The 26,960-nt window shown below is 68.8% G+C and carries 31 protein-coding genes and 1 rRNA gene; 10 read left to right on the forward strand and 22 right to left on the reverse strand.

Annotated elements, in window-relative coordinates; all coding sequences use genetic code 11:
• The 3 genes from rrf to ACIRG5_RS42220 all read left to right on the forward strand — a co-directional run.
• Positions 1 to 93 (forward strand): 5S ribosomal RNA (gene rrf / locus ACIRG5_RS42210); the annotation flags it as partial.
• Between the two features lie 848 nt (positions 94 to 941).
• The gene (locus ACIRG5_RS42215) at positions 942 to 2,483 is read left to right on the forward strand and encodes a dGTP triphosphohydrolase (protein ID WP_319981433.1); all 1,542 of its coding nucleotides are present in this window, start codon (positions 942 to 944) and stop codon (positions 2,481 to 2,483) included.
• Between the two features lie 160 nt (positions 2,484 to 2,643).
• Positions 2,644 to 5,430, forward strand: a complete 2,787-nt coding sequence (locus ACIRG5_RS42220; RefSeq protein WP_402916016.1) for a S8 family serine peptidase — start codon at positions 2,644 to 2,646, stop codon at positions 5,428 to 5,430.
• 133 nt (positions 5,431 to 5,563) lie between these two features.
• Here the strand turns inward: ACIRG5_RS42220 and ACIRG5_RS42225 are convergent, their stop codons facing one another.
• A complete protein-coding gene (locus tag ACIRG5_RS42225; RefSeq protein ID WP_245822512.1) occupies positions 5,564 to 6,466 on the reverse strand; it encodes a helix-turn-helix transcriptional regulator in 903 nt (300 codons plus the stop codon).
• 319 nt (positions 6,467 to 6,785) lie between these two features.
• On the opposite strand from ACIRG5_RS42225, the gene ACIRG5_RS42230 reads away from it, so the two are divergent.
• Complete coding sequence (locus ACIRG5_RS42230; protein WP_402916018.1) at positions 6,786 to 7,466, forward strand: acVLRF1 family peptidyl-tRNA hydrolase; 681 nt, start codon at positions 6,786 to 6,788, stop codon at positions 7,464 to 7,466.
• A 31-nt stretch (positions 7,467 to 7,497) separates the two neighbouring features.
• Positions 7,498 to 7,884 carry a hypothetical protein gene (locus ACIRG5_RS42235; RefSeq protein ID WP_402916020.1) on the forward strand — a complete coding sequence of 129 codons (387 nt, stop codon included), beginning with the start codon at positions 7,498 to 7,500 and terminating at the stop codon, positions 7,882 to 7,884.
• Between the two features lie 178 nt (positions 7,885 to 8,062).
• Here the strand turns inward: ACIRG5_RS42235 and ACIRG5_RS42240 are convergent, their stop codons facing one another.
• Together ACIRG5_RS42240 and ACIRG5_RS42245 are read right to left on the reverse strand one after the other, a co-directional pair.
• On the reverse strand, positions 8,063 to 8,269 hold the full coding sequence (locus ACIRG5_RS42240; protein ID WP_402916021.1) for a DUF397 domain-containing protein: 207 nt from the start codon (positions 8,267 to 8,269) through the stop codon (positions 8,063 to 8,065).
• A gap of 13 nt (positions 8,270 to 8,282) precedes the next feature.
• Positions 8,283 to 9,140: a helix-turn-helix domain-containing protein gene (locus ACIRG5_RS42245; RefSeq protein WP_402916023.1), complete on the reverse strand. Its 858-nt coding sequence runs from the start codon at positions 9,138 to 9,140 to the stop codon at positions 8,283 to 8,285.
• Positions 9,141 to 9,345: 205 nt separating this feature from the next.
• On the opposite strand from ACIRG5_RS42245, the gene ACIRG5_RS42250 reads away from it, so the two are divergent.
• The 5 genes from ACIRG5_RS42250 (at position 9,346) to ACIRG5_RS42270 (ending at position 10,868) form a co-directional block, all read left to right on the forward strand.
• Entirely contained in the window at positions 9,346 to 9,624 is a 279-nt protein-coding gene (locus tag ACIRG5_RS42250) for a hypothetical protein (RefSeq protein ID WP_402916025.1), read from the forward strand.
• A gap of 60 nt (positions 9,625 to 9,684) precedes the next feature.
• A complete protein-coding gene (locus ACIRG5_RS42255) occupies positions 9,685 to 9,903 on the forward strand; it encodes a hypothetical protein (protein ID WP_402916027.1) in 219 nt (72 codons plus the stop codon).
• A 4-nt stretch (positions 9,904 to 9,907) separates the two neighbouring features.
• Positions 9,908 to 10,225 (forward strand): hypothetical protein, encoded by a 318-nt coding sequence (locus ACIRG5_RS42260; protein WP_402916029.1) that lies wholly within the window; start codon positions 9,908 to 9,910, stop codon positions 10,223 to 10,225.
• A complete protein-coding gene (locus tag ACIRG5_RS42265; RefSeq protein WP_402916030.1) occupies positions 10,219 to 10,347 on the forward strand; it encodes a hypothetical protein in 129 nt (42 codons plus the stop codon). Before ACIRG5_RS42260 ends, ACIRG5_RS42265 begins: the two co-directional genes overlap by 7 nt.
• A gap of 314 nt (positions 10,348 to 10,661) precedes the next feature.
• Complete coding sequence (locus tag ACIRG5_RS42270) at positions 10,662 to 10,868, forward strand: hypothetical protein (RefSeq protein ID WP_402916031.1); 207 nt, start codon at positions 10,662 to 10,664, stop codon at positions 10,866 to 10,868.
• Positions 10,869 to 10,987: 119 nt separating this feature from the next.
• On the opposite strand, the gene ACIRG5_RS42275 is transcribed toward ACIRG5_RS42270, so the two are convergent.
• From ACIRG5_RS42275 to ACIRG5_RS42365, 19 genes are all read right to left on the reverse strand, one after another.
• Positions 10,988 to 11,347 (reverse strand): hypothetical protein, encoded by a 360-nt coding sequence (locus ACIRG5_RS42275; RefSeq protein ID WP_402916032.1) that lies wholly within the window; start codon positions 11,345 to 11,347, stop codon positions 10,988 to 10,990.
• Positions 11,347 to 12,213 carry a hypothetical protein gene (locus ACIRG5_RS42280; RefSeq protein ID WP_402916034.1) on the reverse strand — a complete coding sequence of 289 codons (867 nt, stop codon included), beginning with the start codon at positions 12,211 to 12,213 and terminating at the stop codon, positions 11,347 to 11,349. Before ACIRG5_RS42280 ends, ACIRG5_RS42275 begins: the two co-directional genes overlap by 1 nt.
• 4 nt (positions 12,214 to 12,217) lie before the next feature.
• The gene (locus ACIRG5_RS42285) at positions 12,218 to 13,015 is read right to left on the reverse strand and encodes a hypothetical protein (protein WP_402916036.1); all 798 of its coding nucleotides are present in this window, start codon (positions 13,013 to 13,015) and stop codon (positions 12,218 to 12,220) included.
• Positions 13,012 to 13,236, reverse strand: a complete 225-nt coding sequence (locus ACIRG5_RS42290; RefSeq protein WP_402916038.1) for a hypothetical protein — start codon at positions 13,234 to 13,236, stop codon at positions 13,012 to 13,014. The genes ACIRG5_RS42285 and ACIRG5_RS42290 overlap by 4 nt, the downstream gene beginning before the upstream one ends.
• 36 nt (positions 13,237 to 13,272) lie before the next feature.
• Positions 13,273 to 13,806 (reverse strand): hypothetical protein, encoded by a 534-nt coding sequence (locus tag ACIRG5_RS42295; RefSeq protein WP_402916040.1) that lies wholly within the window; start codon positions 13,804 to 13,806, stop codon positions 13,273 to 13,275.
• 14 nt (positions 13,807 to 13,820) lie between these two features.
• Entirely contained in the window at positions 13,821 to 14,090 is a 270-nt protein-coding gene (locus ACIRG5_RS42300; protein WP_402916042.1) for a hypothetical protein, read from the reverse strand.
• Positions 14,090 to 15,298 carry a DUF5047 domain-containing protein gene (locus tag ACIRG5_RS42305; protein ID WP_402916044.1) on the reverse strand — a complete coding sequence of 403 codons (1,209 nt, stop codon included), beginning with the start codon at positions 15,296 to 15,298 and terminating at the stop codon, positions 14,090 to 14,092. The genes ACIRG5_RS42300 and ACIRG5_RS42305 overlap by 1 nt, the downstream gene beginning before the upstream one ends.
• Positions 15,298 to 16,110 carry a hypothetical protein gene (locus ACIRG5_RS42310; protein ID WP_402916046.1) on the reverse strand — a complete coding sequence of 271 codons (813 nt, stop codon included), beginning with the start codon at positions 16,108 to 16,110 and terminating at the stop codon, positions 15,298 to 15,300. Before ACIRG5_RS42310 ends, ACIRG5_RS42305 begins: the two co-directional genes overlap by 1 nt.
• 3 nt (positions 16,111 to 16,113) lie before the next feature.
• Positions 16,114 to 18,693: a hypothetical protein gene (locus ACIRG5_RS42315; protein ID WP_402916048.1), complete on the reverse strand. Its 2,580-nt coding sequence runs from the start codon at positions 18,691 to 18,693 to the stop codon at positions 16,114 to 16,116.
• Positions 18,693 to 19,136, reverse strand: coding sequence for a hypothetical protein (locus ACIRG5_RS42320; RefSeq protein ID WP_402916050.1), 444 nt, complete (start codon positions 19,134 to 19,136; stop codon positions 18,693 to 18,695). The genes ACIRG5_RS42315 and ACIRG5_RS42320 overlap by 1 nt, the downstream gene beginning before the upstream one ends.
• A 147-nt stretch (positions 19,137 to 19,283) precedes the next feature.
• Positions 19,284 to 19,595: a hypothetical protein gene (locus ACIRG5_RS42325; RefSeq protein ID WP_402916052.1), complete on the reverse strand. Its 312-nt coding sequence runs from the start codon at positions 19,593 to 19,595 to the stop codon at positions 19,284 to 19,286.
• A gap of 1 nt (position 19,596) precedes the next feature.
• Positions 19,597 to 19,947 carry a hypothetical protein gene (locus tag ACIRG5_RS42330; protein ID WP_402916054.1) on the reverse strand — a complete coding sequence of 117 codons (351 nt, stop codon included), beginning with the start codon at positions 19,945 to 19,947 and terminating at the stop codon, positions 19,597 to 19,599.
• 36 nt (positions 19,948 to 19,983) lie between these two features.
• Positions 19,984 to 20,394, reverse strand: a complete 411-nt coding sequence (locus tag ACIRG5_RS42335) for a hypothetical protein (protein WP_402916056.1) — start codon at positions 20,392 to 20,394, stop codon at positions 19,984 to 19,986.
• Between the two features lie 22 nt (positions 20,395 to 20,416).
• Entirely contained in the window at positions 20,417 to 20,791 is a 375-nt protein-coding gene (locus tag ACIRG5_RS42340; RefSeq protein ID WP_402916058.1) for a hypothetical protein, read from the reverse strand.
• A gap of 5 nt (positions 20,792 to 20,796) precedes the next feature.
• Positions 20,797 to 21,144 (reverse strand): hypothetical protein, encoded by a 348-nt coding sequence (locus ACIRG5_RS42345; protein ID WP_402916060.1) that lies wholly within the window; start codon positions 21,142 to 21,144, stop codon positions 20,797 to 20,799.
• Positions 21,145 to 21,162: 18 nt separating this feature from the next.
• On the reverse strand, positions 21,163 to 21,501 hold the full coding sequence (locus tag ACIRG5_RS42350; RefSeq protein ID WP_402916062.1) for a hypothetical protein: 339 nt from the start codon (positions 21,499 to 21,501) through the stop codon (positions 21,163 to 21,165).
• Between the two features lie 15 nt (positions 21,502 to 21,516).
• Positions 21,517 to 24,573: a phage portal protein gene (locus ACIRG5_RS42355; RefSeq protein WP_402916063.1), complete on the reverse strand. Its 3,057-nt coding sequence runs from the start codon at positions 24,571 to 24,573 to the stop codon at positions 21,517 to 21,519.
• Positions 24,574 to 24,632: 59 nt separating this feature from the next.
• Positions 24,633 to 26,252, reverse strand: a complete 1,620-nt coding sequence (locus ACIRG5_RS42360; RefSeq protein WP_402916065.1) for a terminase — start codon at positions 26,250 to 26,252, stop codon at positions 24,633 to 24,635.
• A complete protein-coding gene (locus ACIRG5_RS42365) occupies positions 26,236 to 26,637 on the reverse strand; it encodes a hypothetical protein (RefSeq protein ID WP_402916067.1) in 402 nt (133 codons plus the stop codon). Before ACIRG5_RS42365 ends, ACIRG5_RS42360 begins: the two co-directional genes overlap by 17 nt.
• Positions 26,638 to 26,960: the final 323 nt, after the last annotated feature.

The following is a 26,960-nucleotide window of genomic DNA, read 5'->3' on the forward strand; positions in this document are numbered from 1 at the left end:
ACACCCGGTCCCATTCCGAACCCGGTAGTTAAGCCCTTCTGCGCCGATGGTACTGCACTGGTTACGGTGTGGGAGAGTAGGTCGCCGCCGAACTTATTTCGAAGAGGCCCTTGCGGGTCGAGCGCCACAAGCGCTCCCCGCAGGGGCCTTTTTCGTGTCTTGACGTAATGATCGCGCATCCATGGTCGCGCTCAGCGAGCAGGCGGCGATGTGGGTCTCCACACGACCCAGCAGGCCCAGCCCCTGGACTCCCTCTCGGGAGTGCTCCTGGAATAGGTGCCGATCTCGCCGGCAGGTTGCCGGACGTGCGAGCGAGAGTCGGTGCTCACCTCACCAGCAAGAACGAGCGGTACCGGGCACTTGGCAAGATCGATGCCACGACGGCCTCGGCCGTTGCGCCCGAGGACCGCGTCGTGGTCGAGACCGCACTGGCCGCGGCTTTCAAGACGGCCGATGACAGCTACCGCACCTTGCGCGGGCATCGGAATCGTCTGCTCTACACGGCATTGGTGTTGCTGGTCCTGATGACCGTGATCGGCTTGTTCACGTCGTGGCGGGCGGGAATGCTTCCACTGTGCGGGAAGGGCGTCTGCCCGACTGGTGGCGCCTCCGGCAGTGGTGGCGGCTTCTGGTGGGTAGCCGGCTGGGGTGTGTTCGGCGCTCTCGTGGCCGCGACCGTCACCGGGATGAAGCTCGAACTGAGCCTGGCTCCGTACACGTACGGCGTGCCGCTGTTCGTCACGAAGCTGGCGCTGAAGGCGGGAGCGATCGCGGGGCAGAAGCTCGACAACCAGGTGGCACTCATCATGGCGGCCATCGCGCTGGGGTACTCGCAGCAGGTCGGTACCAGGATCCTCGACAGCTACTCGAAGAAGCTGGTCGCCGAGGCCAAGCCCAGTACAGCCGTCACGGCCGCCGACTGGACCGTCTACCGTTTCCGCATGCACAACGAGCAGCGCACCGCCCGCCGGTCGGCGGGAGTGGGCAGGACCGCCGACCTCGCCACGAACCCGTTCCGGGTGGACCGGGACCGCGTAGCGAGCTCCCCGTTCTTCGCGAGGCTCGGTGGAGTCACCCAGGTGGTCAGCTCCACCGGCTCCGGGCTGCTCGTGCACAACCGCCTCACCCACAGCCTCAAGGTCGCTCAGGCGGCGCGCGCCATCGCCGAACGGCTCACCAACCGCCCCGAGCTGACCGCGGTGCTGGAGAAGCTGGGTGGGTGCGACCCCGACGTGGTCGAGGCGGCCGCGCTCGCGCACGATCTGGGGCACCCGCCGTTCGGGCACCTCGGCGAGCAGGTGCTCGACAGGCTGGCCCGGCACCGGTTCGGGTTGCCGGACGGGTTCGAGGGCAACGCGCAGTCGTTCCGGATCGTCACGACCACGGACGTGCGCGGGCCCAAGGCACTGGGGCTCGACCTGACGGTGGCGGTGCGGGCGGCGATGTTGAAGTACCCGTGGACGCGCCACCAGGAGCTTGGCCTGGCGGTGGCGCCCCGTGGTGCCGGCGAGCCCGATGACATGCCGGGCACGGGCAGTTCGAAGTTCTCGGCGTACGTCACGGAGATCAGCGATCTGCGGCAGGCGCGCGAGCCGTTCGACGGGCGGATCGAGTCGTGGCAGCAGACGGTCGAGGCGAGCGTCATGGACACCGCGGACGACATCGCCTACGCGATTCACGACCTGGAGGACTTTCACCGGGTCGGGGTGTTGCAGCACGCGACGGTCGCCGCGGAGCTCGGCACGTGGCAGGCGCAGGCTTTGGACCTCGCCGGGCTCAGTGACGCTGAGCTGTATGCCGAGATTCGGATGCCCGGGCGGTCGCTGGAGACGCTCCGCAGGCGCATGCACCTCAAGGACTCCTGGGTGATGAGCGACGAGGCGTTCGCGCTCGCGGTGCGGAAGGTGAGCAAGGAACTCGTCGACGGGTTGCTGTCGGTGCCGTTCGACGGGTCGGTCGAGGCCGAGCAGGCGGTTGCCGGGTTCAGTGCGCGGTGGACGCGCAGGCTTGTCGACGCCGTTGGCGTGATCGAGGAGCCGACGCCGCGGTCCGGGCATGTGGTGCTGGCCGTTCAGCAGTGGCACGAGGTTCAGGTGTTGAAGTTCGTGCACCGGCGGTTCGTGTTGCTGCGGCCGGATCTGGCTTTGCACCAACGTGGACAGGCGCGTCTGCTCGGTTCGCTGGTGGACGCTCTGGAGCAGTGGGTGACCGATCGGGCAGAGGCGGACCGGTTGCCGCGCAGGCTGCACGATCTGGTGGAGCTGGCCGAAACGGAGTACGCGGCGCTCGCCCGGACGGAGCCGTCCACATTGGTCGGTACGACCGGGGAGCTTCCGGTCGGTCCTGATGTCGTCAGGGGACTGGCGCGGGGGCGGGCCGTCGTGGACTTCGTCGCCTCGCTCACCGACAACCAGGCCGCGGCACTGCTGGAAGCCCTTTCCGGGCGAACGGGTCAGCTGTGGACGGATGCCTTCGTCCTCTGACGATGTTCTGTGAAGTGTGATTGCGTCTGCTAAGTGGGAACTAGCCCAATCGGATGCTGACTGTGATCACGCAAGCACCATACGTTGACGCCTCGACCGGGAATCTCCGGTCGCAGGCCGCGTGCTCGGGGGCACGCCAACGTTCGGGGGAGAAACTCCTGTGCGCCGATCTCGAAGAGGCACGACCTTAGTCACCGCAGGTACCGCAGTTCTTCTGGCCGCACTCACCGCAGTCACGCCGGCGTCCGCTGATCCGGGCAAGGCGTCCAAGACCATCAGCGACCGCACGGCGGCGCAGATCTCCGCGCTGCAGAGCATCAAGAAGTCGCTCACCCCTGCCGAGTCCAAGGTGGACAGCGCACTGGTCGTGGAGGCGCGCAAGCGCGTCTCAGTTGGTACCACGAGCGCTCTTCCGCAGGTGCAGACCGGCGTTGCCGTGACGCCGAAGGCCACCACTCTCGTCGACATCCGTGCCAAGCAGTACTCCGAGGACCTGGTCAACGCTGTCCGCGCCGCGGGCGGACAGATCCGGGCAGTGTCCCCCGAGCACCGCACCGTGCGCGCAGAGGTCCCGGTCGCGAAGATCGCCGAGATCGCCGGGCGTTCCGACGTCGCCCGCGTCGAGCCGGGCAGCGACGCGATGACGCAGGACGTGAAGAACAAGAAGGACACCAAGTCCAAGGCTCCGTCCAAAGAGGACAAGTCGCGCGAGATCGAGCGCCGGCTGTCCGAGAAGCAGCTGTCCGTCCAGGCCGCCAAGGTCGCGGAGAGCGACAAGGCGCACAACGCCGAGGCCGCGCGCGGAACGTTCCGCGTGACCGGTGTCGGCGTGAAGCTCTGCGCGCTGTCGGACGGTGTGAGCTCGCTGGCGGTGTCGCAGGCCTCCGGTGAACTGCCGGCCGTCGACGTCCTGACGGGCCAGGCGGGTTCCGGTGACGAGGGCACCGCGATGCTCGAGATCCTGCACGACCTCGCGCCCAACGCCGAACTCGGCTTCGCCACGGCGTTCAACGGTGACGCGAGCTTCGCGGACAACATCAAGAAGTTGCGCTTCGAACTCGGTTGCGATGTCATCGTTGACGACGTCATCTACTTCAACGAGTCGCCGTTCCAGGACGGCATCATCGCGCGCGCCGTGGACGCGGTCGTCGCGGACGGCGCGATGTTCTTCTCCAGCGCCGGCAACCAGGGCAACGTCGCGGACGGCACCTCCGGCCACTACGAGGGCCAGTTCGTCGACTCCGGTGTGGGCGTCGGCAAGTTCGCCGGCAGCGCGCACGACTTCAACCCGGACCCGAACGCCAAGCAGCTGTTCGACCCGCTGTCGAACTTCTCCGGCGACACCCCGGTGGTGCTGCACTGGGCCGACCCGCTCGGCCAGTCGGCCAACGACTACGACCTGTACCTGGTCAACGCCCAGGGCAACGTTGTCACCTTCAGCCAGAACAACCAGGACGGCGCGCAGGACCCGTACGAGCGCATCAACACCCCGAGCAGCTCGACGGGCACGCGCCTCGCGGTCGTGAAGTACCGCGGTGACGACAAGTACTTCGCGCTGTCGCTGTTCGGTGGCCGGTTCGCCGACACCAACGACGGCCTCAAGAAGTACGTCACGCCGGGCACGACCCGCGGCCACTCGGCGGCCAAGGGCGCGATCTCGGTCGCGGCCGCACCTGCCGCCGCCGCGCTGCCGTTCGACCTGGAGCCCGGTGACCCGGCCAACCCGAAGGGCCCGTACCCCAACGCCTTCGACGGCACGCAGAAGCCGGAGCGCTTCACCTCTGACGGTCCGCGCAAGACGTTCTTCGCGCCGGACGGCTCGCCGCTCGCCGAGACCCGGCAGAAGCCGGACATCACCGCGGCCGACGGCGTGACCACGTCGGTGCCGGGCTTCGCGCCGTTCTTCGGCACGTCCGCCTCGGCCCCGAACGCCGCCGCGATCGCCGGCCTGATCCTGTCCGGCAACCCGACGCTGACGCCCGCTGAGGTCAAGGAAGCCCTTGTGGCCACGGCGATCGACATCGTCGAGTCCGGTGTGGACAACCGCACCGGCGCCGGTATCGTGATGGCGGACCGCGCCCTGCAGTACACGGGCGCGTCGCCGCAGGCACTGGCTCGCGCGCAGAAGCCGACGATCGTCAACGACGCCGACGGAAGCGCTTTCCTGAAGCCGGGAACCACTTCCACGGTGACGGTGCCGGTCGCCAACAACGGTGACGGCTCGGCCGCGTCGACCTCGGTCGTGCTGTCGACGACGTCCGCCGGCGTGACCATCGCGCCGCGGTCCAAGTACTACGGCAACATCGACCCGGGCCAGACCGTCAGCAACACCTACAAGGTGACCGTGCCGGCCTCCGCCGTGCTCGGTTCGGCGGTCAAGCTCGACGCTCGGGTGACCTACTCGGGCGCGACGTCGCCGACGACCACCTCGTTCACGCTCCGCGTGGGTGAGCCGTCACGCACGTTCAAGACGTTCGCGTACGCCGGCGAGCCGCTGGCCATCCCCGACAACGACCAGACCGGCGTCTCGGTCTCGCTGCCGGTCACGGGTGTCGGCGCGGCGTCGAACCTGAAGTTCTCCGTGGACGGCTCCGCGTGCTCCGCCACCGAGGGCTCGACGACGGTCGGCATCGACCACACCTTCGTCGGCGACCTGGTGGGCACGCTCACCTCGCCGTCCGGCAAGTCCGTGACGCTGTTCTCGCGGGCTGGCGGCACCGGCAACAACATCTGCCAGGCCGTGTTCACCGACGACGCCACGCTGCCGTTCTCGGGCGTGACGAGCGCCAACGCGCCGTTCACGGGCTCGTGGAAGGCGGGGGCGCCGCTGTCCTCGCTGACCGCCGACCCCGCCGACGGCACGTGGGTGTTCAAGGTCGCCGACGTGGTGGGCTCCGACCGCGGTTCGATCCGCTCGGTGACCCTCAGCGTCGCCGGCTGGGTGTGATGATCTGAGCTGATGCGACGGAAGGCCCCCGGCTCACGGAGTCGGGGGCCTTCTCGCATCCCAGGAGGGGAACACGGCGAAAGGGGCGCCTCCCAGGCTGGGAAGCGCCCCTCGCACGTCTGTCAGAGCCGAGCTAGCGGTTCGGCCACTCCCACCGGATGCCGAACACACCGGGCCCGAACCCGAGCGCCACGGCGTGCACGCCGCCACCCGAGTCCAGGGTGAGGTTGCGGCGCCGCGACGGCGTCTCGTCGCCCGCGGGCACGCTGTACTGCTGCACGCGCGACGGGAGGTTCGTCTCGTCGAACCGGACCTCGATCACGTACTCGCGCACCGGCAGCCGGAACTTGCGCGCGAACGTGTTGTTGCCCTTGGGGGCGTGGCCCTCGGGGAACACCAGCTGGTATTCCATGATGAGGGTCTCGCCGCGGGTGAGCGGCCGTTCGAACATCATCTCCGCGACCATGATGTTGGCCTCGTGGTCACGGGCGATGCGGCCGAGGTGGCAGTTGCGCACGTTCGTGATCTCGGGGAGCACGTCGCTCTCCTCGGTCTCGAACACGAGCGCCCAACGGTCTGGGCCGTCCTGCTCCGCACGGAGGATCTGCCGCACCCACACTGATTTCTGCCCGCCGTCGGCAGAGATCTCGATGCGGTCGTGCTGGCTGATCCGGCCGAGCTTCAGGTCAGAGGACGTGTCGACCTTCGAGAGCAGGTTCGCGACCCGCTCACGACGCGCCCAGAGGGCGTCGATCGGCATCATCGTCGTCGGGCGGCAACGGCGGCCTCGCGGACGAGGTGGGCCGAGCAGCGCCGAAAGACCTGACTGAGGTACTCCCAGAACCGACTCGAGGTGCCGCAGCGCCTCCAGTGATTCAGGGCGTTCAGGCCGTCGTCGTCCTGACTGCCAGTAGCTGAGCGTCGCGACGCTGATGGTGACGCCGCGCAGTGCCAACCGGTGCTGGATGCGGTCGAGGCTGAGCCGGCTCGCCTTGATCGCGGCCCTCAACGCTTCCGGGAACGGTCCCGTCGTCAAGAGCTGCGTAAGGCTGCCGTGGCCCGTTGAGTCCGTTTCTTCAACGGTCAGTGTTGGTCGACCGGCAGCAGTCGTCATGGTGACTCCCCGCTGTCATAAGATCACGCCCCAGTGACCCTACCCGCCCGTGAACATCGCTGGTCGGAGCCGGATGGAGTCAATGGTTAATCCATACGGTTGATGAGTTCACGCTTTCGAGACTCATCTGTCAAGCGTTGCGAACCCATCAGTAACATCTTCGTGCCGTGCACGGGCTGTGTCGAGTCGGCTCTACTGTGTGCACGTCGGCCGACTCGGCTGTGACCAAGGGGTGGGACGCATGAGCCGAGTGCGGCCGGTTCCAGGCGGGCGGGCCGTCGAGGTCGAGCCGGAACGGATCGAGGGCTGGATAGCCAGGTTCGCCGACCGGCACGGCGCCGCCGAGATCCGGGTGACCGAGGCCGAGGTCGAGATCACAGCCGGCGACGGCGCGACGGCCACGTTCCCGACGCGCGGCGGTACCTCTGTGCGAGAGGTGATCGCGAAGCTGGCGGAGCCCCGCAGGATCGGCCTCGTCCTCGTGCGCCTCGGCGGCCACAGCATCGGCGTGGCGTTCGGCGGCAGGGTCGAGGTGTCGACCACCGACCGCAAGCAGGTCCACGGCCGCATCAGGGCGGGCGGGTGGTCGCAGCAGCGGTTCGCCCGGCGCCGCGAGGGTCAGGCCAGGGTCGCGCTCCAGGCCGCCGCGGACGACGTCGCGAGGGTGCTCGTCCCGCGCCTGGCCGAACTCGACAGCGTGGTGCTTGGCGGCGACTGGCAGGCGCTCGACGTCCTGCGCAACGACCGCAGGCTCTCGGACGTCTTCCGCAAGGCCGAGACGCGCGTCCTGGACGTGCCGGAACCCCGGCGCGCGGTGCTGGACGAAGCCGCGCGACGAGCCCGTTGCGTCGAGATCGTGATCCAGGACACACGGGCAACCGGGCCGAAGCCCGACCGCATGGATACGGGTGAGGGTGCCTGATCCTGGCGCCACTGACCTGCTGGAGCTGCAAGTGCGCAAACGAATGGTGATCGTGGCCGGAGCGGTCGCGCTGGGTGCCATCGGCATCGCGGTGCCCGCCCTCGCGCTGAGCGGTGGCGGCAGCGCGCCCCAGCCCACGACCTCGGCTCCGCGGCCACCCACGTCGTCCCCGGTCTCGACCAGCCCCTCGGCGCCGTCGTCGACCATGCCCGAGGCACCGTCGACCACGGTGCTGCCGCCCACGTCGGCCCCGACGAAGCCGCCGACGACGTGGGCCCCACCGAGCCCCACGTCCTCGCAGTCGCCGGCCCCGCCGATCTCGACCTCGCCACAGGCGACGAAGCCCCCGATGTCCTCCGCGCCGTCCAGCACGAGGCCCCCGAGCTCAGCGCCCGTCGCGACGACGCCGGCCCGGTGAGGAGCCACCGCTGAACTGGGAGGCCGAGTTCACCGACTGCTTCGACCGGTGTGCCGACTCGATGCGCTTCACGGCGTTCCTGCTGTGCGGCAACTGGCACGAGGCGGAAGACACGTAGCGCCGGAGTCTACGTACGACGAGGGGCGCCCCAATATGGAGCGCCCCTCGTTTGTCCAGGTCAGAGCTGGTTTGTCGTGGCCCACCTGATGAAGGCATCTACGGCGGTGCCGTGGAACGGCAGCACCGCGCCGTCCGGACCCTCCTTGAGGTCACGGATGCCGCGCAGCTCGCTGCTGAACCAGGCCATCCCTACACACCCGTCGTTGCCGTTGTTGCTGTAACTGCTCTTGCGCCACGTCCCCGTGGCCTGGGCAAGGGTGGTCATCCCTACACCCCTCTCATGTAGCTCCCGATGCACCCCTGAGGGTAGTCAGCAGCGCTCGGCTGTCCTCGACGCTGGCGGCCTGCTCTGAGAGTCGCTCGAAGACCGCGACGTAATCGGCGAACACCTGACTTCCGCGCTCGTGGTAATCGGCATCGACCAGGTTCTCAAGGAACACCACGTCCATCGCTGGCGCGTTGTCGTGGAAGAGGATGTCGAACGACTCCCCTTGAGCGGCGTGTGCGCCAAGGGCAAGCGGCACCACCTGTAGTTCGACATTCGGCAGTTCGGATACCGCGATCAGGTGCTCAATCTGCTCCGGAGTTACTCCGCGTAGCAGCGCCGACTCGTCGATGACCGCCCGAACGTGCGTCTTGTTGACCTCAAGCACCTGCCGCTGACGCACCCCGCGCAGCTCCACGCTGCGCTCAATCTCGGCATCCGTGCGTTCTGGGTGTCGGGCTTGGGTAATGCGGCGAACGTAGTTCTTCAGCTGAAACAGGCCAGGAACACGTGATGACTGGAACAGCAGAATGCGCTGTGCGTAAGCCTCCCGCTCGATGAAGCTTTTTGCGAAGTTGGGCACGACGTCCCTGTATTCCAAATACGGCCCGTCCGGTTTTGCCTGCTCGGCCATCTGGATGAGTTCGACCTGTTCAGAGCCAGGTACGCCGTAGCAGTTGAGCAGGCTCACGAGCGTCGAGATGCGGATGTTCGAGGTCGCCGCGTTCTCCAGGTCGATGACCGTCGAACGCGCCAGTCGAGTCCGCTTCCGCGTCTCCTCTTGAGTGAGGCCCGCGTCTTTCCTCAGTTTGATCAGGCGTTCCGCCAACTGCTTCCTCAACGCCGGCGGCGGCAACACGGGCTCGGTCATCACGCTCCTCGGGGTGCGGCTGTGCATGGACAGTCTGCCCGCCCACCAGAAGCTCGAACGAGCAGGTTCACCCATTCGGAACGTCGCATTCCCGACGTCGGGAACGCTACATTCGGTGCCGCCGGGTTCGCCCGGTGGCCCACCCCGCTGAGGCTCCCGATGCACGGACTTGGCGGGGCTGGGTCTCCAAGACCGGAGGTGGGCAGTGGACCAGGGGCGCGCGTACGCGATCGCCGTACTCGTCGTGGTTGTCGCCACGGCGATCGCCTCGGTCCTCTCCGTAGCCGTCCGCCAGCGCCGCACTCGACACGCGGTGTTCGCGTTGATCCGGCAGGACTTGACCGAAGTACGTACCGGCCGCGCCCACCTCCACCACGCCCCGTCCGGCTCCTCAACTGGCCATTCGCCCGGCCCGGAGTCGGACGGGCCCCAAGCTGGCGCAGTTCCTCCCCAGCACCTGCGCCAGTACGGCGCGGCGTCCTAGGCACAGGCCCCCCGAGGCCTGGGACGCCGCGCTCCTGAACACATCTGGAAGGACCCGACCATGTCCAGTGACCACTGGCTCAACAGCACACCGATCGGCGCGATCGGCAGCAACGACGAGGGCGTGACCGAGCTGCGCCGTTGCGGGGAGTGCCGCCAGTGCTTCGGCCGACCGCGTGGTTCCGCGCTGACGCACCAGCAGACCGACGAGACGGTGTCGTGTGCGCCGGACGCCGAGGTCGAGCCCCTGGAGAGGGTCGGCCGATGGACCCGGAGGTAGTCCAGTGACCACCGTCGAGCGCGTTCGAGGCCGGCACGTCGAGGGGCGGCCAGTTGCCGATCTGCTGGACCAGGCCGCAGCGCAGGACTGGGACACCAGCCTGCTGTCGGTGCACGCCCGTCGTCATCGGCCGTACGCGCCCATCCCGTCGCCCGCGCCGGTCAACCGCTGGGAGCCGCCCGCCCTGCCGATCCGCTGGACGTGGAAGGGCGCGCTGGACGAGGACGTGGTGACGGCCGACTTGGCCCGCGCCTATGTGCCTGCGGTCGAGCCCGCCACGCTCACCGAACTGTGGTTCGGGTCGAGCCAGACCGCGTGTTAGCCGCCGTCGGAGACGTCACCACCTACTGCTCCTGCGGCGCCTCGTACTCGGAGCGCCGCCAGCAGCACGTCGTGGTCACCGACGATCCCACCTGCCCCATCCACCATCCGCCGAACAAGTAGGCATAGGAAGGAACGCGCTGATGCTGATGACAACGCCACCGCAGATGGGCCACGGATACGGCTGGGAACCGGACGGCCGGGTCCTGTCGACGCCTCCCAACCCCGAGCCCGCCGAGCCCGCCGAGCCCAGCAAGTAGCAGAGACAGCACTGAGGCCCCGTACACCGGCGTACGGGGCCTCAGTCGTTCCGCCGAGAGTGGCGCGCAGGTAACACCCGCAGCGTCGGCACGGACGTAATCGAGGACCATCCATCTGACCAGGGGACGATGATGACCGACCAGAACACGCAGCCCGGCAGCATCAGGTGGGGACGAGTGACCGCCCTCGTCGCCTCGATCGTCGGCCTGCTGCTGCTCTTCCTCGCCTTCTTGACCTTCAACGCCCCGGTGCTGCTGGTCAGCTTCGTGGCCGCCATCGTGGGACTCGTCGCCGGCGTGCGAACCCGGCACGAGGTCGCGATCACCATCGCCGTCCTCGCGATCCTCGGCGGCATCGCGCTCATCATCGGCGTCGCCGTCTAACGCACGACACACGGAAGCCCCGTGCGCCCTGGGGGTGGGAACCAGGTGCACGGGGCTTCGTGGTGTCCGCGGGCCCGAGCGGCTTCAGCTGACCAGGCCGAGGCCGCGCCGCGGACGTTTTAGTCGCCGGTGAGGCGGAACGAGCCTTGCACCACGACAGGCCGCGGCTCCGGCCCTGGGGCCATCGCCACGCCGCCAGCGGTGAGGAACGCGACGAGCACGGTCATCCACTCCTGTGGCGTGACGCCACCGACGAGCACGGGGGCCAGGACGCCAGCGCCGATGACGAGGGCGTGCACCCACGTCTTCACGGCCGTGAGCGCCGTGGTGCTCGGGACGAGCCACGCGCCGAACGACGCGAGCCCAGCCGCGCCGACGACCACGAGGTCCTGCACGTCGATCGAGCCGTCGCCGAGCGCGGTCTGCAACGCGAGCACGACGGTGCCAGCGAGCGCGCTGATCAGCTTCCAGTAGCGCATCAGGCTGCCTCCGGCCGAGCCGTGCGGCGGCCGATCTCGTCGACGACCTCGGCGGCGAGCTCCTCGTCGCGGGCACCGACGATCTCCCGCACGACTGCGAGCGTCGCGTCCAGCTGCGCCCTCTGCGCCGCCAGGGCCGCGTCGTTCTGCTTCTTCACCGCGTCGCGCACGATCTCCTCCGCGCGCTCCGGGGTGAGCGCCGGGTCCTTGGCGAGCGCGCCGACGAGCTTGGTCAGCACGTCGAGCTTCTGGCCGTGTTCCCACGCCCGCAGGTCGAGCACCTGCATGATCGTTTCGAAGGTGACCTCGCCACCCCACGCGTTGACCGTGGTGTCCTTGAAGCTCACGTCGTCCTCCTTGGATGTGTCGACGCCGGGCCAGTGGTCGGCGACAGCGCTTGCGTCGTAGTGCTTTCCGGTCTCCCACGCACGCAGAGCCGCGTTGGCCGCTCGGCCTGCGTCGCGAGGGTGGGCGTACTGCTTGGCCACGGAGCCGGGCGGGATCTCGATCACGCCGTCGTAGTTCGCGACCCACCAGTGCGGCTCGGGGACGCCAGCACGCTGGAACGCAGCGCGCGTCGGTGCCCAGTCGTTCATCTCGTTGACGTAGATCGTCGGGTCCTCGCCAGCCGCCCGAGCGCGGAGCACCCACGGCACCGCGTTGGCCGGCGGCCAGATGCACCCCTCTTCGACGTCGCCGACCTGAGCGGTCTTCTGGCCAATGGCCGAGATCCGCACATGGACCGCGTTCGGGAACATGTCCCACCACTCCTGCGGCCAGGCGTACCTGCCGTCCACGTAGCCCGCGACCATCTCGGCGTCTCGCGGGATTTCCCACGGGGTCGTGGAGTCGTACATCTTGCGCATCGGGTCACCTCCCAAGAGGCAGCAGCGGCGGTGCCGTGCTGGTGGTGGTCGGAGACGGCGTCACCGTTGCCGTCTGGGTTGTGCAGGCGTTGCCCGCGGACTCGGTCGTGCCATCCGTGTAGGTCACGAACCACGTGCAGTCGCGCACCTCGGCGCGTTGCACGCCGCGCCCAGGTGCCCCCGGTGGGCCCGCCGGCAACGGCCCGGCGTCCTGGGTCGTGCCATCCGTGAAGGTGATGACGAGTCGCCCGTCGACGGCGACGACCGACGTGACTCCGCGGCCGGGCTGGCCGTCATCGCCATCGGTGCCGACGACCTGGCCGACGTCCTCGGTCGAGCTGTCCGAATAGGACACGACCAGGCGACCGCCGACGATCGCCGTGCCCACCACTCCGCGACCTGGTGCGCCGGCCGCGCCGGGCTGGCCGACGACCGGGCCGACGTCGCGGCTCGTGCCGTCGTCGTAGGCGATCAACAACCTGCCGTCGACGAGCGCGGTTCCGGCGATGCCGCGGCCAGCTGGCCCTTGCTCGCCCTGAACGCCTTGCCGGGGTTCCGGTGGCTGCACGACCGGCACGCCGCCGAGCTTCTCGACCTGCTGGGCGAGCAGCTTCGCCGCGTTCGCGTTGTTGTCGGCCTGGGAACCGAGGTTGTCGATCGACTGGTACAGCCTGAACACCGCGTAGCTGGAGATCAGCAGCGCGACGAGCACGACGGCGACGACCAGCCACAGCCGAAGGCGCCGGCCGTTGTCGCGCGCATCCTCGGCCGCGTCCTGGACCACCTGATCAATGCGCGTCACGTGCCTTCACCCCCTCGGAACTCCTGACGCAGCTCGTCGAGCTCGTCGCCCGTGATCTCGCCGTCCTCGGCCGCGGCGACGAAACGCTCAAGCGCCCGCTCGGCCGCCGAGGTGCGTTCCTTGTTGGAGGAGCGCACCGTGTTCCACACGAGCGCAAACGTCGCGCCCGCAGCCGTGACGAGCCCTCCGATAGCCGTGAGCAGCGCTGCAACGTCACCCACCCACACCTCCTCGAATCGCCTTGTGGCGCAACGGGTTCATGCCGCGCCCAAGTAGGTCGCTTCGAAGTGGGTGGTGCCGCCGTAGGAGACGTCCAACGTCGCCGACGAGCCGCGGTTGTGCCATGTCCACAGCCGGAACGTGTCGCCGTTGTTGAAGGCCCTGGTGATGTCCACCTTCAGCGTCTGCGGTGGCCCGGTCGAGGCCGGCGCGGTGCGGGTGTCGAGGTCCCACCGCGTCGTGGTCGACGCGGGGCCGAGCCACGCCCACATCTCCAGGCTCGCCACCCACGGGTAGGTCACGCTGCCCTTGAGGTGGAAGCGTCCGGTCTTGGAGACGGTGAACACCCCGCCGGAGTAGGACAAGCCGACCGCCGCGACCGCCGCGGTGTTGAACGTGACCGGCGTGTCCGTGCCGGTGCTGACCGACTGGCCGGTGGTGTCCTGCCGCCAGGCGCCGCGCTGGCCCAGCAGCGCGTTCGTGGCGACGGCGAGCTGCTGCAAGTGCAGCGGCACGTTCGGCGGGTCGCCGAGCGCCGGGTACGGGAGCAGCAGCTCCGTGGTGGTGGGCATGACGCGGTCCCTCCTTACGGGATCCGGAGGCGGCCGACGACCGCGTAGATGTCCTGGAACGGGATGCACAGCACGGTCACGTCCACCGCGAGCGTTGCCTCGGCGGGAGAGAGCACCGGCAGGTTGGTGTAGGTGGTGCCGCCGATCTTCACGGTGTTGGCGCGCGTGCCGGCGTTCCACGCGGTGAGCCGTCCCGAGAGCGCCGGCCTGTACGGGTAGGCCTTGCCGTCGCCGGTGGTGAGCAGCGGCGTGAGGTCCGCGGGATCGATGAACGGTGCGGTCATCAGGGCACCACCAGGTACTTGGCGCGGGTCGTGACGCTCATCGGTCCACCGGCGAGCGGGAACCGCAGGCGGTCGACGACGTGGATTTCCTCGGCCTGTCCTGAGGTCGTCGCGTCCGGCACGGTGCCTGCGGACGCCGTGTTCTCTGGCCAGGTCACGACGACCGTGTCCAGGGTCTCCAGGCCGGGGTGCGGGATCATGTCGAACGACAGCACCGACGGCAGGCCCTTCACCTTGGACATCAAGGTGTCGGCGGCGGCGGTGCACGCGGGCTGGTCGAGCAGCAGCGGCGACGCGAACCGCTTCACGATCCGGCCGAACTTGCCGTACCAGCTGGGCGCGTTGGGTGCCGGGTTCGGCACGCTCGCGCCACCGGAACCGCTCCAGCCCCACGGCGGGTCGCCCTCGGTGGCCTGCTGACCAGTGACCCGCACTGAGGTGTACACGCCGCGGCGGGTGATCTGGCGGGAGACGTTGGACAGCTGGCCGCCCTTGCCCGCGCGCACGATCAGGTCGGCGACCGGGTTGGGCTCGACGACGTCGGAGACGACGTTGAGCTGCCCGAGGTAGTCGAAGAACAGGCGCTTGCCCGACCGCTCGGCGCGGGTCTTCATCATCTCGTAGTAGGTGTCCTCGCCCAGCGGCTGCTGGTAGCCGACCGTCGCCGAGTTGGCGTCGTAGTCGAAGACGATCGCGACGGCTGCGGTGCCGAACACCCCGGCGCTGGAGTGCATCCACGTCTGGGCCTGGTTGGAGTAGAGCAGGCTCGCGTAGAACACCTGGTCGCTCGTGCCGGCCGGGATCGACTGGCTGGAGAACATGTTCTCGGTGTCGCGGACCTGGGCCATGCGGTCCGAGCCGGTGATCCGCAGGGTGCCGTCCCAGCCGGCCTGCGTCACCTCGTCGATGCGGAAGTAGCCCAGCGAGGTCCACTCGAAGCTGCCGCCGCTGACCTCAACCCCATACTCGACGAACAGCTCGGTGCCGTCCGGCAGCAGCGAGCCGTACGGCGCACGCACCTCAAGGTCGATGGTCGAGCGCACCTCGGCGCTGGAGTCCATCTCCACGAACCCGTCGACCACGGCCAGCGGTTCACCGGCGCCTGCGGGCGCCGTCGACTGCGGGAACCCGGTCACGGTGCGCACGCGGGTCTTGGCCGTGTGGGTGCTGGAGACGATGCCCTTCAACGTGTCGCTGACCGGTCGCATCAGCCCACCACCACGTCGGCCGGGCTGCCCACGATCTGTGCGAGCGCGAGGTAGGTGGCGTAGGTGTTGAGCACGTCCTGGTAGGTGGCGTGCTGGTTGAGCACCGACTGGTAGGTGCCGACCGAGCCCGCGTAGGCGTAGTGCGGCTTGGCGACCTCGGCGAGCTGCAACTCGATGCGCCGCTTCGGGCTGTGTGTCTTCGCGGTGCGCCGGGTGACCATGCGCTCGACGACTGCGTACATCGTCGGCACCCCGAGGTCGGCCTCGTCGGAGTGCAGCATGACGATGCCGCCCACCCGCAGCAGGTCGTCGACGGCCTTGTACTCCGCCCACGTGGTGGTGGGGATGAGGATCGACGTCGACCGGCCACCCATCACGTCCGCGGTCGCGGCCGGCGCGCCCTGAGCGATGATCGAGATGAGCTCGTTGCGGCCGCTTCGGGTGATGTCGCCGATGTCGTTCGGGTTGATCTTGCGGTTGAGCGTCGGGTAGCCGACCACCTTGAGCCAGGCGGTGGCCGTGATGGACACCGCGGTCGCCAGGGCGTAGGCCCACGTGTTGGTCGCGGCGCTGTAGACGGCGTAGTCGACCGAGCCCGCGCCGGTGCCCGACCACGGGAACTCGTAGTCGTAGGCAGTGACGGCGCTACCGCCACTCACGGGCACGGCCTGGGCGCCCCGCACGGTGTCCCACGTGCTCCCACCGGCGGGGCGCACGTAGTAGCGGACCGCGAGGTCCCCACCGGCCCAGCCGTTGGATTGCAGCACCACGCGCGACAGGGTCGCGTCGAAGGTGGCGGTGATCGCCGCCATGGCCTACCACCCCCGCCCGGTTCCGGCCGCCGCCGCACGGCGGGTGCCACGGTTGGAGGCGTCGATCTCGGCGCGCACCATGCCGCGGAACTCGCGGCCGTCGATGAACACGCTCACGGCCGGCGAACCCACCGAGATGGACGGCGCCGTCGACGAGCCCTGCGCGAGCGACGCGGAGAGGGCGCGAGGTGTGCCGCCCTCGGCGAAGCCACGGGCACCTGAGAGCAGCGCACGACGCCACGCGTAGATCGCGCCGTGGCCACCGGCCGCGTCCACCTCGGCCGCGGTCAGCACGTGCTCGTCACGGCTCAGGGCGAACAGGCCGGCGCGGTCGTTGGTGCGCGAGCCTGGCCCGGTGACCTTGCCGTTGAAGAACGGCCGGCCACCGGTCGCCAGGCGGCCCGCCGAGGCGATGCCGCCAGAGCCGTTCACCGAGGTGTAGATCTGGATCGTCTTGCCGTTGTTCATCCGGATGAAGTTGTCGATCACGCCCTGCGCGCCGCTGGTGTTCGCGCCGACGTTGAGGTTGGCTCCTGACCTGCCGATCTGGCCGAGGATCTGCTGCAACGCCTGTCCAGCGGGCACGGTGTTGCCGTTGAGCTCCACCGTGCCGGTGCCGATGTTGATCTGTTCGATGATCTTGTTCAGGGCGTCCTGGGCGGGCATGGCCTGCCCGTCGATCATGACGGTGGCCTTGCCTGCCGCAATCTCCTCCAGCACGGTGCGCAGAGCGAAGCCCGCGCCGTTGTTGTTGCCGTTGATGTTCACGGTGCCGGAGGACTTGTTGACGCTGTTGATCAGCTTGTTGAGGTCGAGCTGCGCGGCGAAGGTGTCCGCGGTGACCTCCAGCTTGATGCCCGAGCTGCGGTTCTTCGCGATCTTGTCCTTCTCGACCTGCCAGAAGTTCGAGTCCCCGACCCAGTTGCGGATGTCGTTGCGGTCGCCCGGCTTCGCGGCCGGCGCTTCGAACAGCTGGCTCCAGAAGTCCTCGCCCAGGCCCTCCTTCGCGCGCTCGGCAGCGGTCGGAAACCCGCTCAGCGAGTTGAGCGCGTCGGACAGGCCCTTGTTGGTGGCAGCGTCGATCGTCAGCAGACTGCCGATCGTGAAGCCGGCCGCGCTGAGGCCCTGCAGCTGGCCGAGCTTCCCGGCGATGCCCTTACCGCTCTTCGGGTCGCCCACCGCGTCGCCCGCCGAGTTGGCCTTCTTCTCGATGTCGCCGAACATCGCGGGGATCCCCGCGCCCCACGTCTTGACCTGGTTGAGCACCTGCATGCCCTTGTACGCGACGACCAGGCCCAGCACGACCGGCGTCAGGGCCTGGATGACGTCCTTGTTTTCCGAGAGGAACCGGGCCATGCCCTGAAGCAGCGGGCCCGCGGTCTCGATGGCGTTCACCAGGAACTGGCCGACGCCCTGCGCGAACCCCTGCGCGGCCGGGCCGAGATCTCGGATCAGGGGACCGACCTGCTCCAGCGCCGACCTGAGCACGTTGCGAGCCACGTCGGCCGTGGTGCGCAACGTGTCGCCGAGCACCTTGATGGCCTGCTGGCCCTCGGCGCTGTCGAGGAAGTCCTCGATGGCCTGGGTGCTCTCCTCGATCCCTTCGAGGAAGTCACGCTCGCCGTCGTTGAGGCCCTTCCAGAACTTGCCGCCGATCTGCCCGACGTTGGTGAACACGCGGCCGAGATCCTTGGCGGTGTCGACACCTTCGTCGATCAGGTCGTTGATCCGGCCGGTCTTGACGCCTTCCGCCACCCACTCGCGGAAGTCACCGGTCAGGTTCGCCACGGCCTTGCCGAGAGTGACCGTGCGCTGTGCGCCGACGCCGCCGAGCTCCAGCAGCCCGCCCAGCACGTTGCCGAGCGCGGGCTCCAGTTCCTTCGTCGTCTTCGTGGTCGCGCCGAGGATCTTGTTGACGGCCTCCACAGAGGACGGCGCGAGCAGCGCCTTGGAGGCGTTGCGGCCCATGAGGTTGAAGTTCCCGGCGATGTCGCCGGTGCCCTTCTCCAGGAGCGGGAAGTACCGCTCGGCGAGGTCGCGGACGTCGGTGTCGAAGCCCGCGAAGAACCGGCCTTGCACCAGCTTCTTCAACGCCGCCAGCCGGTCGCTCTGAGCCCGGATGGCCTCCGCGGTCTTCACCGCGGCCGGCGCCATCTTCTTCGTGGCCTCGGTCCACTCCTCCGGGCTGCTCGCCTCCAGCGCGTCGCCGAACCCCGACGTTGCGAGCTTGAGCACCCCGATGCCCACAGCCCCGGTGGCGGCGATACCGGGCAGCGCCAGCAGGCTGCCCGACAGCGAGCCGACGACCGCGACGGTGCCGGCCACCGCCGAGCCCGCGCTCTGGAGCGTGCCGACAGCGGAGCCGAGCTTCAACACGCCCGTGGCCGACGACGCCAGCGCGCTCGCGACCTTGTCCGCGCCCTTCGTCGTCGCCGCGACGAACAGACCCTGTTCCTTCTCGGCCGCCTTACGCAGCCGCTCAAGCTCGCGTTCCTGCTCGCGCACAGCACGGCGCAGACCACCGGTCGACTCGCCGTCGAGCTTGGTCTTGATCGTGCGCTCGGTCGTGCTGTTCGCGGCCATCAGAGCCCACCCCACTTACGGAGCACTTCGTCCGCGGCCTCGTTGAACTCCCGGTCGATGTAGCCGCGCATGTCCTCGACGGTGGGGAAGAAGAAGTAGCCCTCGCCGTTGAACGGCCGGAACTGCTTCAGCGCGTGCGAACCGAACTCGGCGCCGAACAACACCTTGAACGCGGGCACCCTGTTCGAGCCGACCCGGCGGGTACCGCCCGCCACGACCGTCGGCACCCGGTCCCGCTGGGCCCGGATGGACGGCACCATCAGCGCGGACTGGGCGTTGGCGCGCGCCGCGGACTTGATGTTGACGGCCAGCACGCCCGCGATCGACAGCGACGCCGCACGCATCTCCTTGTCCGCGTCCTTGGGCAGTGCCTTGAACTTCGCGAGGGTCGGACGGAGACCGGTGATCCGGATCGTGACCGTGATGGTGCGCTTCTCGGCCACGTGGATCACCTCACCCCTTCATCGGTGGCCCGTCCTGTTCGGACGGTGCTGCTTGTTCGTGCAAGATCTCCAGTGCGGTCTCCCAGGCACGCGGGCCGCGTGCCTCCCACTCGCTCATCGCGATGCCAGTGGCGATCGCGAGCTCGATCAGGAGTCGCTGGTGGGAGCCGCGGGGGTAGGGACCTCGTCGTCGACGTCCTCGCCAGCGCTGGGCTCTTCAGAGCCGAGCTCGACGTCGGCCAGCTCCTGCAGCTCGGTGAGCGTGCCGGTCCACAGCTTCTGGCGCTTCAACGCCGCGTGCGCCAGCGAGTACAGCTCGCCGACCTTGTAGCCGCGGCCCAGCAGCATGCCGAACGCGCGATCGGCGCCGGCCTGCTCCCACACGAGCTGGTCGCGCGGGCCCGCCGTCACCTTGATCTGCCTGCCGTCCTCGAACGACACATCGAAGGTCAGCTTCACGTCAGGCCGCCAGCTTCTTCACCGCGCGCGTCACCGACGCCACGGCACTGAAGTCGACGAGGGCCTTGCCAGGGCCGGTCACGGCGTCGAGCGGCTGCCGGTAGTACTGCGGCAGCGGGATGTCCTTCGTCGCGCCGGCCGCGACGGTGACGATGCGGTCGGCGATCGCGAGGCCTTGGAACGTGTCCGGGGTCTGCACCGTGACGGTGACCGAGACGCCGGAACCGTTGTCCACGGTCATGAAGTAGCCGCCGCCGCACTCGGCGATGTCGCCGTCAGCGTTCGGCGCGGTCATGTTGGCGGCCAGGCCGTCAGCGGTGATGCTCTGCGTGGGCGGGGTACTCCGCGCCATGGCGAACTCCTTACGTGGTCAGAAGAAGTGGCTGAATCAGGCGCGGGCGTAGACCGGCTTGCCGATGCACTGAAGGACGATGGTCTGCGTCTCGGTGGTCTTGACCTCGCCGCCGACGTTCGGCGCCTTGATGCGCAAGTTGCCGGTCCACTGGACCTGCTCATCGACGGTGCCGGGGTGGTGGACGATCGAGAACGCGGCGTCCTCGCCGTCGTTCGTCATGAAGTAGTCGGAGATCCCGTTGACCCTCCAGTCGCTGTACAGCGTCAGCGACAGCGCCCAGTCCGGATCGGTCTCCTCCCGGTCCTCACCGTCCGGGCAGTAGCTGTAGATCTTGTTCCCGTCCTCGGTGTTGTTCTGCAGCTCCCAGTTGCTGATCTGGCACTCGTAGGAGTTGCCGCCGATGGTCAGGTTGATGACCTTGAGCTTGCGGTTGTGGAGGCTCACGGCCTGGCTCCGTTCCTTGTCATCACAGGCTCACTTCGACCGTGAGCAGGTAGCACGGCAGCGCCTGGCCGCCGGCCTCGTAGTTGCCCGGCGACGCGGACCGCACGATCACGCTGTTGTCGGTGTTCTCGTGGATCGCCTGCGCCACCTGGGAGACCAGCTTCAGCAGCCGCTTGAGCACGTCCTTGTCACCGGACGCCATCACGATCACCGGATACGTCGCCTCGGTCGCGTCCGCGCCGACCGCCAGATCCAGCTCCGGTGCGAACACCAGCGCGGCCGGAGGCCGGAACGTCGCCGCCGGGTCGTCGTAGACGTTGACGCCCTTCGCGAACCTGATGGCCGCCTTGATCTGTCCCATGTAGTCGAACGCGTCGTTCGAGTCGTCGTCCGCCACGGCCGTCACCCCACCCTCGGGATGGCATGCCGGCCGATCCGCAGCAGACGATCGATGTCCGCGTCGAACGACGGCACCCGCGCCGCGCCGAGCTCGGCCATCGCGACCAGACCGCCAGGCGAGCGGCGCCGGGTGTCCCAGCGCCGCGCCAGCATCACCGTGCCCAGCTTCAGATCCTCGCCAGGCAGCGGCCGGGAGGACGGCTCACCGGTGAAGTTGAACCGTCCCTTGTGGATGCGCTCAACGAACGTGACCGCCGCATCGAACACGCGCCGCAGCCGCTGCTCATCGCCCTCGGCCAGGTCGTCCTGGTCCTCCTGGTCGATCTCGTTGAGCAGCTCGTCGAACGTCACCCACCCCGGCATCGCGTGTCAGCCCCGCTGCGTTCGGCTGCGCTCGAACTGCTCGCGCTCGAACCGCTGCATCTCGTGCTCGGCGACGTAGCCGCCCTCGACCGGCACGGACCACGCGGGAAGACCCTGCGGGGTCTTGTGCACCGGCTCGTCGATCGGCGTCACGCCCTCCGGGGCCTGCTTCGGCTTGTCCGGATCCGCCCAGCTGTCGATGAACGCGATGACGTCGGCGCGCTTCATCTCGGCGAAGAACTCCTCGTCCTTGCCGGAGATGTGGACCGCGTACGCCTTCTGCGCATCGAGGTCCGAGCCAGGCCCGCTCAACGGCGGGCGCTTCATGGTGACGGGTTCCGTCATGGTGTCCACGACCCCTTACGCGGTCTCGTCGTAGCTGTAGGCCCGCACACCGTCGGTGCGGGTGCAGGCGAGGGCCTGGTAGCCCCAGATGCCGATCTCGACGGTCTTGACCTGGTACTCGAAGTCCAGGCGCCTCGGCGTGGTGGCCCAGCCGTGCACGTCCTCGCGGTTGAACAAAAAGCTCTTGTTCGCGGCGCCCGCGGTGTAGGGCAGCGCCCAGGCCGGGCGGCCGGCCAGGCCGCCGACGTTGAGCGAGCCGAACAGGTTGCCGGTCAGGCCGTCCGCGTTCTGCGCGCCGATGATCGGGAACAGGCTGCGGCCGGTGTCGTCCTGGGCGTTGGTGAGCGCCGTGTACAGGCCCTGCTCCAGCTCGAAGTCCTGGAACCGGAAACCACCCCTGACGAAGTGCAGGCCGGCCAGCGAGGCCTTCACCGCCTTGGCGAGCGCCTTGTCGGCCAGGCCCGCGGTGAGGGTGAGCGTGGTGACCGTCAAGCCGGCGAGCAGCGTCGCCGACGCGATCTCCAGAGCCTCGTCCCAGGCGCGCAGCATCTGCCGCCACACGATCGAGGACAGCTGCGGGTTGCCGCCCTGATCCCACGCCTCACGCGTGATCTCGATCTTGCCCGACACGGCGGACGGCGTGATCGTCTGCGCCGTGGTGGTCAGTGCACCCGGCGTCGGCTCGGTGTTCTGCGTGTGCGCGGCGACCAGGCCCGAGCTGGTGTTGAACTTCGGCAGGACGAAGGGGGTCGCGTCGTCGAGGGTGCCCTTGCGGATCGCGTCCCAGATCGGCGTGCGGTACGTCAGCTGGTCGACGTACAGGTCCGGCCGGTTGATGGCCGGGTTGAGGCTGGAGATGTTGCCGGTCGTGACCGCGAACTCGGCGCGAGCCCTGGCGAAGTGGTCCTTGAGCCAGTTCTGGACGCGGTCCTTCGCCTCCTCGTCGCCCTTGAGACCGGAGATCATGTCCGAGCTGAAGTCGTGCTCACCGCGGCGGCCGTCGAAGCGGTACAGCGGCTTCTCGTTCACCTCGAACTGGGCCTTGCCCTGGCGCGGGTCGACGAACTCCGGACCCTCGCCGCCTTCGCCGCGGCCCTGCTTCTGCTGGGCCTCGACGAGCGCCGTGATCGCGTCGCTGATGCCACCGGCGTTCGCCGTGAACGCCTCGACCGCTGCGGTGAACGCCGCGACCGCCTCCGGACCCAAGACCGGCGCCGCGGCCGGGGTCTCCTGCTCCGTGCCGGTGCTACCGGGCATGTCCGTGTTCCTCTCGTTGCGGGATGCTGCGACGCTCGTGACACGGGCGTCGTCAAAAGCGGGGGCGGACGTGATCGCACAACCCCTGAGCTGGCCGGACGTGACGACCTTGACCAGGTCGTCGTCCGGGTCGCGGGTCCACTCGGAACCGTCGCCGTCGAAGTCGACCTCGATCGAGAACCCGTCGAGGACCTTGTCCTCCGCGAGGCTGAGCACCTCGTCGCCAGCGGCGCCGCGCGCCACCTTGAACGAGCCCCACAGACCGGGAGCCGTGTTCTTCAGGTCGGACGCGTACGCCACCGCAGTGCGCCGGTCGTGCTCGCGGTTGAGCTTCACGCGCGACGCGTCAGCCCACTTCAGGCTGTTCGGCTTGAACGACCACTTCGACCAGCCCGACCGCGCGACCTTGTTCCACGGCACCAGAAGCCCGGACACCGTGCGGGTCTCGCGGTCCACAGTGAACTGAGCGTCCGCAGCCGACAGGGAGAACGAGACCACCGCCGAGGTGTCGTCCTCGGTGGCCTGCTCCGGGCGGATCAGCGGGTTGCTGAACTTCACGGCCACCGGTGCGGTGGCCTCGGTACGGGCACCGGGCATGCCGGCCACCTCCTGGGACTTCGAGGGACGGGCACGGTTGGCAGCCGAGGGCTCGACCGGCACAGCCGGGTAGCGCTCCTTGCTGCGGATCTCAGGCACGGAGATCGCCTCGATCTCGGTGCCGATCTTGTAGGTCTGCCACCGGGTCAGCGGGTCCGCGCGCAAGTACTCGTCGAGCTCGAAGAACACCTTCCGGCCGCGCGGGGTGATGTCGTTCATGGACAGACGCGACGTGACCGCACCCATGTACGACGCCAGCGTGTCGTTGATGCGGTCCTGCCGACGGTCCACGCCGTTCTGGTAGGTCCTGCTGGTCGTGCTGACGCCCAGGTCCTCGGGATCGATGCCCATGGCGTTCGCCAGGCCGATCGTGACCTGCTTCTCCAGCTCGACCAGCTGCATCTCGGCCGGGGACGGCGAGTCGACGCTGTTGTAGGTCAACGAGTTCGGCACGTAGCCGGTCGAGCGTTCCCGGCGGGCCTGCTGCCAGGCGTCGAGGATCTCCCTGATCTCGTCGTCGTCGGCCTGGTCGGCGCCCTCGGCCGGCGTGAAGTAGTCCTGCGGCCTCGGATCCCTGGCATACATCGCCTGGACCTGCTCCAGCAGCACGGCACGGCGGATGGTCCGTGCAGCGGCTTCACGCAGCGGCGGGTTCGGGCTGTCGAACCGGATCATGTCCCGCGCCGGGGTCTCGACCCCGTTGACCCACACCGATCCGCCCGGCAGCTGCTGGCCGGACGGCAGCGTGCGGGCCTCGCGCCACTTCTCGCCCGGCGGCTCCATCGACACGGTGTGCACGTCGCAGTGCATCGCCGCAGTCGGCCAGCCCACCGCATTGCGGGCGGTGACCTTCCACCACGAGATGGCGTCGAACACGAGGTCCTCGACGGTCTGCGCCAGCACCACGATGTTCGCGACGTTCGGATCGATCTGGTCCACCAGCGGCGAGACGACCACCTGGTTGTCGCGGTCACGGGTGACCAGCGGCAGCGTCGAGATGGCGCACAAGATGTTCCGGCCGCGCAGCACCGCGGGCACCGACAGCGCGGCCTTCCGCGAGACCGGCGAGTTCGACAGCGTCGCGCTCGCCAGCTGCACGAGGTCGTCGACGGGCGTGATGTCGAGGCTGAACGTCACCGACGGAGAGGCCGGCGTCTCGGCGGCGCGCTCGAACACCGCAGGCCCCGGCAGCCCCAGCAGTGTCCTCAACCAGCCCATGATCGAAGGCTAACAGGAAATCTTCCTGGCATTCACAATGCATTCGAAAGGATTTCCCGTCACGCGGCGTTCTGCCCCTGACGTGCCGAAGAACTTCCCGCCACGATCACCCGCTGCCTGCCTGCGGCCTTCACCGGCGGAGGCATCGTCAGCGCCAGGTGAACCACGCCCGCCGTGCCGTACGCGGCATCGCAGTTGCCCGCACCTCGACGCACGAACCGCCACCCGTCACCCGAGTGCAGCTTCTCCGCACCGACCAAGTGCGCCGTGATCAGCAGGTCACCGTTGAACTCCAGGTTCTCCGCCTGCACCTGCGCCGACAGCTGCATGCACACCGCCGACGCCGAGGTGATCTCGATGACCTCCACGCCCTTCGGCGGCCACACGCCACGCGGGTCGTCGGCCTTGCGCTCGGCCAGGCTGCCCGCCAACGCCGCCGCAGGGCCCTTCGGGAACCAGCCGAACAGCCGCGGCTTCAACCGCTTCACCAGCGCGGGCAGCTCCTTCGCGCAGTCACGCAACGCGTGCTCGCCACTCCACGCCTTCACCACCTGCACCCGCACCTTGCCGTTGTCCAGCAGCGCGCCGGCCATCAACGTGGCGTGCGAACCGTTCGGCGCCACGTCCAGCACCGCCGCGATCCGCGTGCGGGCGGCGGCTAGCGAGAACGCCTTGAGCCGCCGTGCCGCGCCCACGCCGATCGAGATGTCGCAACGCTCCAACGCCTGCGCATCGATCGCCGGGTCCAGCACCGGGACCATCATGCAGAGCACCTCGGTGTTGAACTCGGCGAGCTCCTCACCGCCGTTCTCCATCGCCCGCCGCGCCTCGGCCTGCAACGTCACCAGCCGCAGACCACGGCGCTCCAGGTTCGGGTTCGCCATCGCCAATGCGGCCGGGTCGTCCGCGCGCGCCCCCAGCGGCGCCGACCACTCGAACACGCCCAGCTGCGGGTCCGCGCTGTCCGTGCGCAGCGTGTCGACGCCGTTCTCGGACTTGATCGCCGCGGACCGCAACGACTTCAGCACCACAGCGGAGGCGTCGCCCTGGTTGGTGATCGCGAACGCCTGCGCGTCGTCAACGGCGTTCATCGCGTTGTACGCGGCCGACCAGGCCTTCCAGTTCGGGTGCTCGCGGAGCTCGTCGAGGATCAGCCGGTGCACCGTCAGCGACCGGCCACCCTTGCGGTTGCTCGCCGCGATCTTGTAGCGACACTTCGCGGACGTCCGCAGCATGTTCTGACCGTTGGTGCGACGCACACCCCGCGCCGGGATCCGCTCGGCGAGCTCCTCGATGCCCTCCGCGATCTCAACGGCCTTCTCCCAGCTCTCCTGGGCGTAGTCGAGGTTCGTCGACGTGCCGAGGATCAGCTTCTGCCGCTCCACGAACAGCCAGTAGAGGCTCAACACCACTAAGACGTGGGTCTTGCCATTCTGTCGCGCGACGATGACCAAGACCTTGCGAAACCGCGGCGACCCGTCCGGCAGCAGCTCGCCCGCGTGGATCACGAGCCAGCGTTCCCACGGGTCCAGCGGCATCTCGAGGATGTCCTCGGCGAACCGCACCACCCGGAACCCGTAGCTGGTCTTGGGAGTCAGCGCGCAGCCGCAACCGCACGGACCGCGCCGGCCGGTCACCAGCGGGGGCGTGAACAGGCGTGGCTTAGTGCTTCCGAGCACCTTCAGCGTCGTCGATGAGGGCGTCGAGCTTCGCGCGCTTCGAGTCGGCCTTTTCGTCGTCGCGACCACGGGCAGGGCCCCCCTTCTGCATCGCAGCACGCGCCTTCGGGGAGGCCCCCAGCGACTCCAGAGCGGCCTGAAGCTTCGGCCCGAGCTCGGCGAGCACGGCCTGGTGCTCGACGCGCCGCTTCAGCGCCGCAAGCTGGTTCGCGGTCGAGACGTTGTCCGGCTCGATCAGCGAGGCCTGCTCCGCGATCTCGGCCGCATCGTCGATGGTCTGCGCGTACCGCTCAATCAGGCGCACGAGTGCAACGTCTTCAGGCCGGCGCTTCACCGCAGCCACGGCGCTCGCCACCGCAGACGCCATCGAGTTGTCAGCGGGCACGAGAATCACCTCCGCGCGGGCCCTGACCTCCACCAATATCGAGGTCCAGACCTCCAGCTTAGTCGAGGTCTGGACCCCCAAGATCGCCCGAAATCAAATCGGGGAGAGAGAGGACATAAGGACGCGGATGTCCGGGGTGGGTCAAGGCCGGGAAAACCGCAGGTCAGAGGGGGTGCCGCTGATCATCCACTGTGGACACCTGTTTCCGCAGGTCAGAGGCCTGCGAATGCATTCCGGCTGCGGCCCGGTGGCGACGCCCCCTGACCCCCTCGGAGGCGGCGGCGGTGTGCCAGCTGGCCCGCCCGTGTAGCCACCCTCGCGCG

Source organism: Lentzea sp. NPDC102401 (genome assembly GCF_044765805.1).
Classification (GTDB): domain Bacteria; phylum Actinomycetota; class Actinomycetes; order Mycobacteriales; family Pseudonocardiaceae; genus Lentzea; species Lentzea sokolovensis.

Excerpts from the sequence above, each read along its gene's own strand:
- ACIRG5_RS42215 (WP_319981433.1), top strand. The coding sequence starts at position 942 with ATGCACAACGAGCAGCGCACCGCCCGCCGGTCGGCGGGAGTGGGCAGG.
- ACIRG5_RS42230 (WP_402916018.1), top strand. The coding sequence starts at position 6,786 with ATGAGCCGAGTGCGGCCGGTTCCAGGCGGGCGGGCCGTCGAGGTCGAG.
- ACIRG5_RS42240 (WP_402916021.1), bottom strand. The coding sequence starts at position 8,269 with ATGACCACCCTTGCCCAGGCCACGGGGACGTGGCGCAAGAGCAGTTAC.
- ACIRG5_RS42245 (WP_402916023.1), bottom strand. The coding sequence starts at position 9,140 with ATGACCGAGCCCGTGTTGCCGCCGCCGGCGTTGAGGAAGCAGTTGGCG.
- ACIRG5_RS42255 (WP_402916027.1), top strand. The coding sequence starts at position 9,685 with ATGTCCAGTGACCACTGGCTCAACAGCACACCGATCGGCGCGATCGGC.
- ACIRG5_RS42275 (WP_402916032.1), bottom strand. The coding sequence starts at position 11,347 with ATGCGCTACTGGAAGCTGATCAGCGCGCTCGCTGGCACCGTCGTGCTC.
- ACIRG5_RS42280 (WP_402916034.1), bottom strand. The coding sequence starts at position 12,213 with ATGCGCAAGATGTACGACTCCACGACCCCGTGGGAAATCCCGCGAGAC.
- ACIRG5_RS42295 (WP_402916040.1), bottom strand. The coding sequence starts at position 13,806 with ATGCCCACCACCACGGAGCTGCTGCTCCCGTACCCGGCGCTCGGCGAC.
- ACIRG5_RS42300 (WP_402916042.1), bottom strand. The coding sequence starts at position 14,090 with ATGACCGCACCGTTCATCGATCCCGCGGACCTCACGCCGCTGCTCACC.
- ACIRG5_RS42305 (WP_402916044.1), bottom strand. The coding sequence starts at position 15,298 with ATGCGACCGGTCAGCGACACGTTGAAGGGCATCGTCTCCAGCACCCAC.
- ACIRG5_RS42310 (WP_402916046.1), bottom strand. The coding sequence starts at position 16,110 with ATGGCGGCGATCACCGCCACCTTCGACGCGACCCTGTCGCGCGTGGTG.
- ACIRG5_RS42315 (WP_402916048.1), bottom strand. The coding sequence starts at position 18,693 with ATGGCCGCGAACAGCACGACCGAGCGCACGATCAAGACCAAGCTCGAC.
- ACIRG5_RS42330 (WP_402916054.1), bottom strand. The coding sequence starts at position 19,947 with ATGGCGCGGAGTACCCCGCCCACGCAGAGCATCACCGCTGACGGCCTG.
- ACIRG5_RS42350 (WP_402916062.1), bottom strand. The coding sequence starts at position 21,501 with ATGACGGAACCCGTCACCATGAAGCGCCCGCCGTTGAGCGGGCCTGGC.
- ACIRG5_RS42355 (WP_402916063.1), bottom strand. The coding sequence starts at position 24,573 with ATGGGCTGGTTGAGGACACTGCTGGGGCTGCCGGGGCCTGCGGTGTTC.